10 protein-coding genes and 1 tRNA gene are annotated in these 13544 nt (G+C 70.0%); 8 read left to right on the top strand and 3 right to left on the bottom strand.

What is annotated here, in order from left to right:
* The first annotated feature begins 24 nt into the window (after nucleotides 1–24).
* From FB455_RS30130 to FB455_RS30100, 7 genes are all read left to right on the top strand, one after another.
* A complete protein-coding gene (locus FB455_RS30130) occupies nucleotides 25–948 on the top strand; it encodes a ParA family protein (protein WP_013285595.1) in 924 nt (307 codons plus the stop codon).
* Between the two features lie 41 nt (nucleotides 949–989).
* Nucleotides 990–2069, top strand: coding sequence for a segregation and condensation protein A (locus FB455_RS30125; RefSeq protein ID WP_145755598.1), 1080 nt, complete (start codon nucleotides 990–992; stop codon nucleotides 2067–2069).
* Between the two features lie 4 nt (nucleotides 2070–2073).
* Nucleotides 2074–3078, top strand: a complete 1005-nt coding sequence (scpB, locus tag FB455_RS30120) for an SMC-Scp complex subunit ScpB (protein WP_145755597.1) — start codon at nucleotides 2074–2076, stop codon at nucleotides 3076–3078.
* Nucleotides 3065–3835, top strand: coding sequence for a pseudouridine synthase (locus FB455_RS30115; RefSeq protein ID WP_013477403.1), 771 nt, complete (start codon nucleotides 3065–3067; stop codon nucleotides 3833–3835). The genes scpB and FB455_RS30115 overlap by 14 nt, the downstream gene beginning before the upstream one ends.
* 171 nt (nucleotides 3836–4006) lie before the next feature.
* On the top strand, nucleotides 4007–4687 hold the full coding sequence (gene cmk, locus FB455_RS30110; protein WP_013285599.1) for a (d)CMP kinase: 681 nt from the start codon (nucleotides 4007–4009) through the stop codon (nucleotides 4685–4687).
* Nucleotides 4684–6090, top strand: a complete 1407-nt coding sequence (gene der, locus FB455_RS30105; RefSeq protein WP_013285600.1) for a ribosome biogenesis GTPase Der — start codon at nucleotides 4684–4686, stop codon at nucleotides 6088–6090. Before cmk ends, der begins: the two co-directional genes overlap by 4 nt.
* Before the next feature lie 147 nt (nucleotides 6091–6237).
* A tRNA-Pro gene (locus tag FB455_RS30100) sits at nucleotides 6238–6311 on the top strand.
* Nucleotides 6312–6425: 114 nt separating this feature from the next.
* Here FB455_RS30100 and FB455_RS30095 read toward each other — a convergent pair.
* The 3 genes from FB455_RS30095 to FB455_RS30085 all read right to left on the bottom strand — a co-directional run bounded on the left by FB455_RS30095 (nucleotide 6426) and on the right by FB455_RS30085 (nucleotide 10553).
* The gene (locus FB455_RS30095; RefSeq protein WP_145755596.1) at nucleotides 6426–7637 is read right to left on the bottom strand and encodes a site-specific integrase; all 1212 of its coding nucleotides are present in this window, start codon (nucleotides 7635–7637) and stop codon (nucleotides 6426–6428) included.
* A 3-nt stretch (nucleotides 7638–7640) separates the two neighbouring features.
* On the bottom strand, nucleotides 7641–7850 hold the full coding sequence (locus FB455_RS30090) for a helix-turn-helix transcriptional regulator (protein WP_030504821.1): 210 nt from the start codon (nucleotides 7848–7850) through the stop codon (nucleotides 7641–7643).
* Nucleotides 7851–8630: 780 nt separating this feature from the next.
* A complete protein-coding gene (locus FB455_RS30085; RefSeq protein ID WP_145755595.1) occupies nucleotides 8631–10553 on the bottom strand; it encodes an acetate and sugar kinases/Hsc70/actin family protein in 1923 nt (640 codons plus the stop codon).
* Nucleotides 10554–10715: 162 nt separating this feature from the next.
* Between FB455_RS30085 and FB455_RS30080 the strand changes: the two genes are divergently transcribed.
* Entirely contained in the window at nucleotides 10716–13436 is a 2721-nt protein-coding gene (locus tag FB455_RS30080; protein ID WP_145755594.1) for a LysM peptidoglycan-binding domain-containing protein, read from the top strand.
* Nucleotides 13437–13544: the final 108 nt, after the last annotated feature.

The following is a 13544-nucleotide window of genomic DNA, read 5'->3' as shown; positions in this document are numbered from 1 at the left end:
TCGTCGGGAGGGGGCAACGAGGACATGGCAGGAAACGGTGACCGTGCCGAGACCTGGACGTCGGAGCTCCGTGAGCAGCAGGCGACGCTCGGTGCCGATCTCGGCCCCGCCGACCCGGCCGCGTACACCATGCGCAAGCCGATCCCCGAACCCATGCCGACCGACCGGCACGGCCCGGCGCGGATCATCGCGATGGCCAACCAGAAGGGCGGCGTCGGCAAGACCACGACGACCATCAACCTGGGCGCGGCCCTGGCCGAGTACGGCCGCAAGGTGCTGCTCGTCGACTTCGACCCGCAGGGCGCCCTCTCCGTCGGGCTGGGCGTCAACCCGCACAATCTGGACCTGTCGGTCTACAACCTGCTGATGCAGGACGACGTCACCGCCGAGGACGTCCTGATCAAGACCGACGTGGCCGGGCTGCACCTGCTACCCGCGAACATCGACCTCTCCGCCGCCGAGATCCAGCTGGTCAACGAGGTCGCCCGGGAGATGGCCCTGGCGCGGGTGCTGCGCACCATCCGCAAGGAGTACGACTTCATCCTGATCGACTGCCAGCCCTCGCTGGGCCTGCTGGCGATCAACGCGCTCACCGTCGCGCACGGCGTGCTCATCCCGCTGGAGTGTGAGTTCTTCAGCCTGCGCGGTGTCGCGCTGCTGCTGGACACCATCGACAAGGTGCGCGAGCGGCTCAACTTCGACCTGGAACTCGAAGGCATCCTCGCCACCATGTACGACAGCCGCACCACCCACTGCCGTCAGGTGTTGCAGCGCGTGGTCGAGGCGTTCGGCGACAAGGTCTACCAGACCGTCATCACCAAGACGGTGAAGTTCCCCGAGTCCACGGTGGCCGGTGCCCCGATCACCACCCTCGACCCGGCCTCCTCGGGCGCGCGCAACTACCGGCAGCTCGCCCGGGAGGTCATCGCCGCCCAGGCGGACCGGTAGGTCGCACGCCGGCCGCCCACCGCGTCGTCTACGGTTTCCCGGTGACCGCACCGCCCCTCGACCCGCCGCACGGCACCGGCGACCCCGCCGTCGCCGCGGAGCTGGCCGCCGAGGTCGACGGTGTGGTGCCCGCCGATCCGGGCACCGCCAAGCAGACGAGTGGCTTCACGGTCCGGCTGGACAACTTCACCGGCCCGTTCGACCTGCTGCTCCAGCTGATCAGCAAGCACAAGCTGGACGTCACCGAGGTCGCGCTGCACAAGGTCACCGACGAGTTCATCGCGTACCTGCGCGCCATGGGCGACCAGTGGGACCTGGACGAGACGAGCGAGTTCCTGCTCGTCGCCGCCACCCTGCTCGACCTGAAGGCGGCCCGGCTGCTGCCCTCGGCCGAGGTCGAGGACGAGGAGGACCTGGCGCTGCTGGAGGCGCGGGACCTGCTGTTCGCCCGGCTGCTGCAGTACAAGGCGTACAAGGAGGCCGCGGCGCACATCGCCGAGCTGGAGGCGGTAGGCGGCCGGCGCTACCCGCGGGCGGTCACCCTCGAACCGCGGTACGCCGAGGCGCTGCCCGACCTGGTGCTCGGCATCGGTCCGGAGCGGCTGCGCAAGCTCGCGGTCAAGGCGATGAGCCCGAAACCGGTGCCCGAGGTCTCCATCGCGCACGTGCACATGGTCCGGGTCAGCGTCCGGGAACACGCCGGCATCATCGCCGACCGGCTGCGCCGCGCCGGGGTCGCCACGTTCTCGCTGCTCTGCGCCGACTGCGAGATGACGCTCGAGGTGGTGGCCCGGTTCCTGGCGCTGCTGGAGCTGTACCGGCAGGGCCTTGTCGCGTTCGTGCAGGAGCAGGCGCTGGAGGAACTGACCGTCCGCTGGACCGGCCCGGTCGACGGCGAGGCGGAGCTGACCGTCGACGAGTACGCCGGCAGCCCCGAACCCACGACCACGTCCGTCCCCGCCGCCCCGGCCGACGCCGCGGCTGCTCCGGCAGACGTTGGCGCCGGGGTGAGCGACGCCGCCGGATCCGCCGCCGTGCCGGGCGACGTCGCCGCAGATGCCGCATCCGACGCCGCCGTGCCCAGCGAGGCGGCGGACGAACACGCACCGACGCAGGAGTGAACGGATGAGCGACGAGGAACGCCGCGACTCCCTGGCCGACCAGGCCGCCGCATGGGTGCCACCGTGGGAGCGCCCCGCCCCGCCCCGGCCCGCCCCGGACGATTCCGACGCACCGGCCGAGCACCCGGACCCCGACATCCCGGACACCACCGATTCCCGGGAAGCAGATCTCGACGCGACACCGGATTCCTCGGCGGATCTTGGAAGCGAAGGGCCCTCAGAGGGGCCCATTCCTTCCAAGATCGCCACGGTTCAGGGGGATCTTGGTACGGGGACGCCCCTCGGAGGGCGGGACCGTACCAAGATCTCGGGAGAGGCCGGGACGGACGACGCCGGGGGAGACGTCGGCCTGCCCGCGCGGGACGCGGCGCCGGGGGCGGGTGGGGGAGCGGGGGCTGAGGGCGTACCCGCTAAGCGAGGACGGCGGCGGGCCGCGCCGGAACCGGTGCCCGCACCGGTCCTGGACGACGCGGAGCTGCGCGGCGCCCTGGAGGCGATCCTGCTCGTGGTGGACCAGCCGGTCAGCGAGCTGGTCCTGGCCGAGATCCTCGAACAGGCCCCCGAGCGGGTCGGCGCGATGCTCGACGAGATCGCCGCCGGGTACACCGCCGCAGGGCACGGGTTCGACCTGCGCCGGGCCGCGGGTGGCTGGCGTCTCTACACCCGGCCGGAATACGCGACGTACGTGGAACGGTTCGTACTGGACGGGCAGTCCGTGCGGCTGACCCAGGCCGCGCTGGAGACGCTCGCCGTGGTCGCCTACCGGCAGCCGGTGACCCGTTCGCGCATCTCGGCCATCCGGGGTGTCAACTGCGACGGGGTGCTCCGTACCCTGGTGGGTCGCGGCCTGGTCGAGGAGTGCGGCACCGAAGCGGACAGCGGCGCCTACCTCTACCGGACCACCACCATGTTCCTGGAGAAGCTGGGGCTGAACTCGGTGGACGACCTGCCGCCGCTCGCCCCGTTCCTTCCCGACGACGTAGAAGAGCTTGCCGATGCGACGCGATGACCGTGCCCCGAAGCCCGACGCCCCCGTGTACGAGGGCGCCGAGCGCCTCCAGAAGGTGCTCGCCGCCGCGGGGGTGGGTTCCCGGCGCGCCTGTGAAGACCTGATCTTCCGGCGCCGGGTCACAGTCAACGGGCGGGTGGCGCAGCTCGGCGACAAGGCCGACCCGGCCCGCGACGTGATCGTCGTCGACGGGGAGCGGCTCCAGGCCGACGTCCGCCTGGTCTACGTGGCGATGAACAAGCCGCGCGGGGTGGTCACCACCATGGCCGACGAGAAGGGCCGCACCGAGCTCGCCGACTTCATCGGCGCGCGGCTGGAGCAGCGGGTCTACCACGTCGGGCGGCTGGACGCCGACAGTGAGGGCCTGCTCCTGCTCACCAACGACGGCACCCTCGCCCACAAGCTCATGCACCCGTCGTACGAGGTACTCAAGACCTACCTCGCCGAGGTGGCCGGGCCGATCCCGCGCAACCTGAGCAAGCGGCTGACCGCCGGCGTCGAGCTGGAGGACGGGCCGGTGAAGGTCGACGGGTTCAAGGTGGTCGACACGCTTGGCAAAACCGCCCAGGTGGAGCTGACCCTGCACGAGGGGCGCAAGCACATCGTCCGGCGCCTGATGGCCGAGGTGGGACACCCGGTGAGCCGTCTGATCCGTACCTCGATCGGTCCGATCAAGCTCGGCGACCTGCGCACCGGGCGGATGCGGCGGCTGACCAACGCGGAGGTCGCCGCCCTGTTCAAGGCCGTGGGTGACTGACCCCGACGATCGGGGTACGGCTCCCGGTAGGCTTCGACGCGGTCCGCGGGCCGGCACACGCCGGCCCGGTGGGACGCCCGCGCGGCGCGGGCATGATTCAAGACGGAACATCCGCTCAACGGCGCCCGGCACACCGGGCGACCCGCGAGGTACGGGCTGAGGAGGACAACGGTGGAGGAAAACGTACCGGCCGGGCGATGCGTGGTCGCTGTGGACGGGCCGTCCGGTTCGGGTAAGTCCACCGTGTCGCGGCGACTGGCCACGGGCCTCGGTGCCCGTTACCTCGACACCGGCGCCATGTACCGGGCGCTGACCTGGGCGGTCCTGCGCTCCGGCGTGGAACTCACCGACGCCGAGTCGGTGGCAAAGGTCGCCGCCGAGGCCGACCTCCGCATCGGCACCGACCCCCAGGGGTACGCCGTGACAGTCGACGGCACCGACGTGTCCACCGCCATCCGCGGCGCCGAGGTGACCGGAGCCGTCTCCGCGGTGGCCGCCGTCGCCGCCGTACGCGAGCTGCTCGTGGACCGGCAGCGGCGGGTGATCGCCGACGCGGGCCGGATCGTGGTCGAAGGCCGGGACATCGGCTCGGTGGTCGCGCCGGACGCGGACCTGAAGGTGTACCTGACCGCCTCCGAGGCGGCGCGCGCGAAGCGGCGCAGCGCCGAGGACGCCGCCGACGTCGCGGCGACCGCCGCCGACCTGGCCCGCCGGGACCGGCTCGACTCGACCCGCAAGGTCAACCCGCTGCAGCAGGCCCCCGACGCGGTGGTGCTGGACACCACCGAGCTGGGCATCGACGAGGTCGTGGCGCGTCTGCGGGACATGCTCACCGAGCGGGGTGCCGCGTGAGCGAGGACTTCGAAGGCTGGGTGGAGTTGCGCGAGCCGGAGGCCGACTCCGGTGAGCCGACCGGCCCGCAGCCCGTGGTGGCAGTGGTCGGCCGCCCCAACGTCGGCAAGTCCACGCTCGTCAACCGCATCATCGGCCGTCGGCAGGCGGTCGTGGAGGACATCCCCGGCGTGACCCGGGACCGGGTGCCCTACGACGCGCAGTGGAACGGCCGGGCGTTCACAGTCGTGGACACCGGCGGCTGGGAACCCGACGCCAAGGACCGTGCCGCGGCCATCGCCGCCCAGGCCGAGATCGCGGTGGTCACCGCCGACGTGGTGCTGTTCGTGGTGGACGCCATGGTCGGCTCGACCGACGTGGACGAGGCCGCGGTGAAGATGCTGCGCCGCAGCGCCAAGCCGGTCATCCTGGTCGCGAACAAGGCCGACAACACCACCATCGAGATGGAGGCGACCTCGCTGTGGTCGCTCGGCCTCGGTGAGCCGTTCCCGGTGTCGGCGCTGCACGGCCGCGGCTCCGGCGACCTGCTCGACGCCATCCTGGACGCGCTACCCGAGGCGCCGAAGATCGTGGAGAACCGGCCGCGCGGCCCGCGCCGGGTAGCCCTGGTCGGCCGCCCCAACGTCGGCAAGTCCAGCCTGCTCAACCGCTTCTCCGGCGAGGAGCGGGCGGTCGTCGACTCGGTCGCGGGCACCACAGTCGACCCGGTCGACAGCCTGGTCGAGATCGGCGGCGAAACGTGGCAGCTGGTCGACACCGCCGGTCTGCGCAAGCGGGTCGGCAAGGCCAGCGGCACCGAGTACTACGCCAGCCTGCGCACCGCCTCGGCGATCGAGGCGGCCGAGGTCGCCGTGGTGCTGATCGACTCCAGCGAGGTGATCAGCGAGCAGGACCAGCGGATCCTCACCATGGTGGTCGAGTCCGGCCGGGCGCTGGTCATCGCGTTCAACAAGTGGGACCTGGTCGACGGCGACCGCCGCTACTACCTGGACAAGGAGATCGACCGGGAGCTGCGACGCATCCCCTGGGCGATCCGGCTGAACCTGTCCGCGAAGACCGGCCGCGCCGTCGACAAGCTCGCGCCCGCGCTGCGCAAGGCCCTGGCCAGCTGGGAGACGCGCATCCCGACCGCGCAGCTCAACCAGTGGCTCACCGCGCTGGTCCAGGCCACCCCGCACCCGGTACGCGGCGGACGCGCGCCACGCATCCTGTTCGCCACCCAGGCCGGGGCGGCGCCGCCGCGGTTCGTGCTGTTCACCACCGGGCCGCTGGACGCCGGCTACCAGCGCTTCGTCGAGCGCAAGCTCCGCGAGGAGTTCGGCTACGAGGGCAGCCCGATCGAGATCTCGGTACGCCCGCGCAAGAAGCTCGGCCCCGGCGGCCGGGGCAAGGCCCACGGCTGACCCCTGGTCGCCGCTTGTTGCCGCACGCCACCCTCCTAGGACGCTCTAGGGGGTGTGGCGCGCGGCGCGGGAGGGGCCTCTGCGCACGGTGCGAAGATCCTGCGCTAAGCTGTACCGGCTGCCGCGGGGGAGACCTGGCGGGGGCATCGGGACGTGGCGCAGCTTGGTAGCGCACTTGACTGGGGGTCAAGGGGTCGTCGGTTCGAATCCGGCCGTCCCGACAAAGAAAAAGCCCTGACCAGCGGGAACACTGGTCAGGGCTTTGATTTTCTTCGATGGAGATTTGAACCGCCCCCCGAAAACCCCCCGCTTACGCGGTGCGGCAACCAAGTTCGTCATCGGTGTGCATCGTTCTCTCCTGGCGACGATCCTTGGTTGCTCGGGTGGCTGCCGAGCCGTTCGAGGATGCCGGACACGTCTGGGGCTTCTACCGGCTTGGCGATGTAGTAGGTGTCGGTGACCTCCTCGCTGGAGTGCCCGAGTTGCGCTGCCGCGCTCTTGGTATCGATCTCCTCCTTGATGAGGGTGGCGACGGTCTTTCGGAAGGTGTGCGGGGTGACCCAGTCGAGGTCGGCTTCGGCGCGGGCCTGGCGCCACTGACGGCGGACGTTGTTGGGGGAGAGCCAGGTGCCTCGTCGGGAAGCGAAGATCGCGTCGTGGGGGTTGTCCGCGGCAGTGAGTTTGCGGGCCATGAGCATGCCGACCGCGAAACGGGGGAGGACGACCCTGCGGTAGCCGGCGTCGCTCTTGGTCCAGGGCTGTCGGAAGAAGCCCTGGCTCTTGATGAAGACCAGCGTTCCGCAGATCGTCAGGGTTGGTCGTTCGGCGGCGAGGTCCAGGTCCTCCCAGCGGAGGGCCAGGATCTCGCCGATACGGCCGCCGGTGGCGAGCATGAGGTCGACGACGTCGGCCAGGTCGCCGCTGTGCCGAGGCCCGGGCTTACCAGGGATCGGTCGCTGCCATTCGCGGATCGCCGTACGGACGGCTTGGAGTTGCTCGGCGGACAGGACGACGACGGTGCGGCGGGGTTTACGGAGTCGGCCGGTGTCGCGGACCGGGTTGGTGGGGATGGCGCCGTGGCGTACGGCCAGAGCGAACATCTGACTGAGTACGACCTTCACGCCTTTGGCGGCTGAAGGGCGGTCCTTGGCGATGTCGCGCAGGAACCGGTCGAGGCGTCCGACGCTGGCTTCCCGGATTCGGAGGTTGCCGAGGGCTGGCAGGATCGAGGTGCGAACGCTGGTCGCGTATCGGTGGATGGTTTGTGGCGCGATGCGTTCCTCGGCGGTGATCTCTTCGACCCATAGTTCGGCGAGGGCGCTGATGCGCGTTTCGCGGGTGATCTCGTCGTCGGTGGGGGTGGCACGGTCGCGGAGTTTGACCTTCAAGGCCCGTTCGGCGGCCGGGCCTGTGGTGTCGGTGGCCTCGATGTCGCGGGTGATGCCGTCGTAGTCGCGGAACCGGGCGCGTGCCCGGAATCTCTTCGGACCGAGTTTCTCGATCCGGACTTTTCCGGAGGTGCCGATGGCCAGTTCAGGTCGGGCCATGGTTCACCGCTCCGCGTCGGTGTGGTCTTCGAGCCAGCGCTCGACCTCGCTGCGCCGGTAGCGCAGGGTGTTGCCGACGCGGATGGCGCGAGGGCCCTTGCCTCGGCTGTGCCAGGCGTAGAGGGTGTTCTTGGGCTTGCCCAACCAGGCCGCGAGGTCGTCGATGGTCAGGAGCGGGTCTGGCCGCCATTCGGAGGCGGCGGGGCCGTTCATCGCCCGTCCAGGACGTCGGTCGAACCGGGCTGCCAGCGCGGCGTCGTGCGGTTGGCAGTCGGCCGGCGTGGGTCGGCACCTGGTCTGAATTCCGGGCCGGTTCGGGGTCGGGGCGGGCATGGATCGTGCTTCCTTTCGTTGGCCCGGCGTTGCTGGGGCCGGGGGTGAACGGGGTCGTCGCTACGACCCGCGGGTGCGGCATCTGACAGCTGTGGCCGTCTATCCATCCGTTGTGTCCCCCAGGGGTCAAGCCAAGGGCTGGGCTTGTCCTCGAAGAGGCATCGCAGGCTCGGTGTCGATCGCGGACGGACGGCGTCCCCCTGGTCCTGCGGACCGCTGGATGGCGGACAGAGGGCGTCAGTCGAGCCCTCGCTCGCCATTTGCGAGACGCGGTGCGTCCCCGTACCGAGCTGGGTGTGGAAACGTGCGATCCGGGGCGCGGTGCTCGCTCGCCCGGTCATCTCGATGCAGATTGGGAAGTTCTGGAGTGTTCTCATCGTCAGTTGCCTTTCGGTCAGGCTGATGTGTGGGTTGGTGCTGGTCGTGGTCTGCGATATCCGGGCGCGTGGAACCGGTGACCTCCTTGCGTCAGAGGGCATGCGTGGCTGGCCCGCCGAGCAGAGAGGCTCGGCAGGCTGGCTGGATTGAATGGACGGCCCGCCGAGATCGGCGGGCCGTCATCTGTTGGAGCGCTGCCTGGTGCTCACGCCGGTGGCGCCGTCATTGGCCGGACAGCGGTGAGTCCCGAGGGTTGGCGCCGTTGTTTGCTCTGACGACTCGTCAGGCGGTGTGGCTGCTGCCCGCGAGTCGGCGCAATGCCTGCCCGGCGCCGGGGTAGGCGAGCCGCAATGTGTAAGCGGCGAGTTGGACGGCCCACCAGGTGAGGGCGACGAGGTAACCGACCAGCAGGGCGCTGCTGGTGTCGCTGGTGAAGACGATGGCGTAGCCGATGGCGAGGCCGGGGACCGTGATGGTGCGGGTGGTGCGGCTTCGGCTGGTGGTCAGGGCGGTGGCGATGCCGAGCAGTGCTGCTCCGGCGCTGCCGATGAGGCCGGGCATGCCAGTCAGGTCGACCGGTGGGGTGAGGGTGATCGCCGCGCGCATGAGGCAGATGCCGGTGGCGGCTACGGCGGCGGGCAGGGCCGCCGGACGGGTGCGCGCGAGCCAGTTGGACAGTTGCGGAGCCGCAATGCGGGGAGCGGTGGCGGCGATGATCGCCGCGCAGACAGCGAGGGGGAGCGCGGAGCCGAGCGTCCATTTCAGGTATGGCTCATAGCCGAACTGGACGGCGGTGCCGGTGGCGAGGCCGTAGAGGGCGGCGGCGGTTGATCCGCCGACGGCGGCGGCGAGGTATCCGCGTCTGATGAGGTGGCCGGTGGTGGGTCTAGAGGTGGCTGCGTCGGTGGTGCCGGCGAGCCAGGTGGTGGGGGCGAGGTGCGCCACGGCGAATGCGGTGAGCATGGTGAGGGCACCGGCGACGCCCAGTTGAGGCAGGGAGAGGCGGACGCCGACGACCTGGACGGAGTAGGTCGTGACGATGTCCGCGGTGAGGATGGTCTGTAGGAGCACGGTGAGCGAGCAGACGCCGAGGATGATGGCGCTGGTCAGGTCACGGACGCGGAGCCGAACTCGTGGCAGTGCGGTGTCGTTGGCGGTAGTTGCTGTCTGGTGATGGGCTGCGGTGAGCGCTAGGGCACCGTCAGCGAGGGCGTGGGAGTGACCGTCGAGGGCGATCGGAGTGTGCCCGGTGACGGCCACGAGGCGTTCCTGAAGGCCCGGGATTGCTCTGGCTTCCCGGTGGATCACGTGGCTGAGGTGCTGCTGGCCTATGTCGGCGGCGTCGAGGATGCCTTGGACGGCATTGGCGGCATCGTCGAGGAGGGGCTGCGCTGCGGCGGTGACGTCGTCGCGGGTCAGAACGGCCGGTGGGCGGGGCGAGGGCAGGAGAACGGGTGCGCGTTCCTGAGTTGAGAGGGCGGTCCTGGCCTGGCGGATGGACTCCAGTAGTGCCGCGTCGGCTGGCTCGGGTGTGGCCTCTTTTTCGGTTCGTTGTGGGGGGTCGTCTGCGATGCTGCGGGTCAGGACGTGCTGCGCGAGGTCTCGGTCCAGGTCGCGGCTCGGGCTCACCTGGCGGGTGGCGAGTTCCTGGTACCCGTCGCGGCTGACTTGCAGGACGGTCAGCGTGATTGGACGCCGCTCGGCGTCGCAGATCAGCAGACATGTGCCATCCGGGACGTGGCCTGTCGTCGCGTAAGCGGCGAGTGCTGCTGGCGCGGTGACCATGGCCGGTGCGGGGAGGCCTGCCCGGGCTGCCGCGTCGGTGAGATGCCCCCGTCGGCGCGGTCCCCAGGCCGACGGGATGGTCACGGTCAGAGCGGCGACCGGTACGGCGACTTGGCGGACTGCCTGGTCAGCGACGTACCACAGCTGCCCGGCGAGCAGCTGTACGGCGTCCACCGGCGGCTCGGCGTCAGCCGCGTGGAGGAGGTCCACCGGGTCGCGGATGAACTGGTGGCCTACCGAGGGCTCCGGCAGCCCGTTGACGCCGGGGTGTAGTTGACCGGCGGGGTCGATCACGATGCCGTGCGGCATGACGATGCGGCCGTTGAGCAGGACGGGGATCCGGGTGCCATCGCGGTCGACGGTGGCGGCGATTGCCGACGACGTGAGATCGATCGATAGTCGCGTGCCCCCGCTTGGCATGCGAGGCAGTCTCTCCCGACCGGGGAGTGGATCGTCAACCACGTTCTCGTCCCGTGATCGATTGTGCGCGCATGGTGAGAATCCTTCCTGAGGAGATGGCCTCGATGGGTATCGCCGTGTATGCGAGAGGAAAGGGATCTACCAAGCGGGGGGACGGACAGGATGTCGCAGCAATCCCCGGACAGCGGCAACCGGCTAGCCGAATACGCGCGTCCCACGGTCTACGTCCCGCCCGCGTCGACACCGCCGCGCGACACAGCGGGGCGGGTGTCCTCCGTGATCCGATCAGTCAGGGCGACCGTAGCCACGGTCGTGTTCCTGGCCGGGGCACCGGCGCTGCTTGTGTCCCTTGACGGCAACCCGCTAAGGAGATGGCCGTCCTGGACGCAGGTGGTGGCATGGTTCGATCAGCCGAACGAACGGTTCACCTCGACCGTCCTGGCCGGCGCGGCCGTCTGGGCGGTGTGGCTGTTATGGGCCGTGCTCGCGCTGCTGCTGATCGCCGAGCTGATCGCGCTGGCAACCCGATGGCGGATCCCGGTGCTACGGCTTCCCGCACCACTGCACCGGCTCGTGTTCGGCCTGGCCGGCACCGCGGCGATCGCCGTCACCTCCGTCGGCCAACTGAACACCGGCGGCGTTCGACCACCGGCGGCGGTCGACGCGGCCGAGGCAGTAGCTGTTCCTCAGCAAGCTCTCGCGCAGGGGCCGGCACTGATTCAGGTCGGCAACACCCGCTACCTGTACACCGTCGAGCGACACGACACCCTGTCGAAGATCGCCAAGCAGTGGCTCGGTGACGCCGGCCGCTGGCCGGAAATCTGCCGCATGAACAAGCACCGCCATTTTCTCCAGGTCGGCGGCACACTGCGTGACTGCGACTTGATCTACCCGGGCTGGGAACTGCGGCTACCCGCCGATGCTCAACCCCCACAGACCGCCATCCCGGGCCGCCCGCGCTCACCGCGACCTGGCACCGTCGCCCCATCCCCGCCGCCGAGCAACCCGCCGGAAGCCCCGCAGCCCGCCGATCCACCCACACCGGAAAACCATGAGACGGCTGCCACGCCCAGGAGCTCTTCGCCGACCACACCCACCGCACCGGACTCCGGGTCACCCACCGACGCTCCCACGCGGCCTTCGTCCTCGCCGGAAGCCGACGGCGCGCAACGCCCGCAGGACGCCGACCACCAGCGGGGTTTGCAGCTGACCTCCGCGGAGTGGCTTCCCTGGTCCCTCGCCGCCGCCATCAGCGCGGCGGCTGCCCTGGTGTGGCGGCAGCGCCGGCGCCGCTACACCGGTGACCCCCACGACGACCCACCCACTCACCTGCCGCCCTCGGTGGCCGAGCTACGCCGTGCCGTGGCCCGAAACCCCGAACTCCCGCACCCCGACGACGGGGCACCAGTGGCCGCCTTCGTCCCGCTGCCGTCCGGTGGCGTCGGCCTCGTCGGCGACGGCGCAGCTCCCGCCGCACGCGCCACCCTCGTAGCAGCGCTGGCGTCCGGCGACCCGCAACACCCCGACGCGCGTGGCGAGGTCGTCATCGACGCCGCCACCCTGACCACGCTGCTCGGCACCGAAATGACCACCGTCAGCTCATGGCCGCGCCTGCACATCACCGACACCCTCGACGACGCACTCACCACGATCGAGACCCAGCTGCTGCACCGCAGCCGCCTACTCGACGAACAGACGCTGACCGACCCCGACGAGCAGCAACAACCCAAGACTCCGGAAGCAGAGGTTCTGCCTCCGGTCGTCCTCATTGCAGAGACACCAGCCGTAGCCGCCGCAGCCCGCGTCAAAGCGGCTCTGGCCGCGGGCGCCAGCAGGCAGGTATTCGGGGTACTGCTTAGTGAGTGGCACTCCGGCGTCACCATTGACGTAGCCCCAGACGGACACACCACCCTCATATCCGGTCAGCTAACCGAACCGCTACCGCCGCGCCTACCCGTGCTCGAACCCACCACAACGATCCAGACCCTGACCACGCTGCGAGAAGCACAAACCGGAGAACCTCCAGCGACAACCTCGCCAGCCGTACCGGCCACGGTCATTGCCCTGCACACCAGCCGGAACGACGCGGCATCTCAGGATCAGCCCGCAGCGACTGCAACTCCCTCCGCCGCTGTCGTCGGGAAGGCCCAACTTCGGGTGCTCGGCCCGCCGCGAATCGAGGACATCACCAAACCGGGACGACCCCTGCGCGCCAAAGCCCTCGAACTCGCCGTCTTCCTGGCCTGCCACCCCGACGGCGTCACCACCCGCGACATCGGCGAATACCTCGAACCCGACGCCCGCCTCAGCCAAGCCGACCAACGCGTACACACCAACGCCTCGAACCTGCGACACGTCCTCGGCCGTGCCGGCACCGCCGAGACAAAAAACGCTTACGTCATCAAAACCTCCGGCCGGTATCGACTCGACCCGACGACGGTCGACGTCGACGTTTGGGCTCTGCGTGACCTCATGCGTCGCGCCACCATCGCCACCGGAGTGCGCCGCCATGAACTGTTGACTGCCGCTTGCGAGCTCTACGACGCGCCACTGGCCGAGGGGAAGGACTACGAATGGCTCCAGCCCCACCGCGAGACGGTGCGCCGCTGGGGCACCGAAGCCCACCTACTCCTCGCCGAAGACCTGCTTAAGCCAGACCCGCAGGCCGCATCTGACCTCCTGAACCAAGCCGTCGCCCTAGACCGGTACAACGAAGCCCTTTACACCAAGGCTATGCACGCCCGGCACGCCCTCGGCGATGCGGACGGCATTCGTACTCTTCTGCGCGCCCTGACGAGAGTGCTCGCCGACCTGGACGCTCAACCGAGCGAAGACACTATCGCCCTAGCCGCCCGCCTCGGGGCGGAGTTGGACCATACCTGACCTCAACATTTCACAACCCCACGATCCGTGTGTCCAGGAACAACGACATGACGCATCGGGGAGCCGGCCGATGCAGACCGGCGCCCAACCTAACGACTCAAGCCTCGG

The organism is Micromonospora sp. CNZ296, assembly GCF_007827635.1.
Note: the sequence above shows the minus strand (reverse complement) of the source record. Positions and strands in the feature narration are given on the sequence as shown.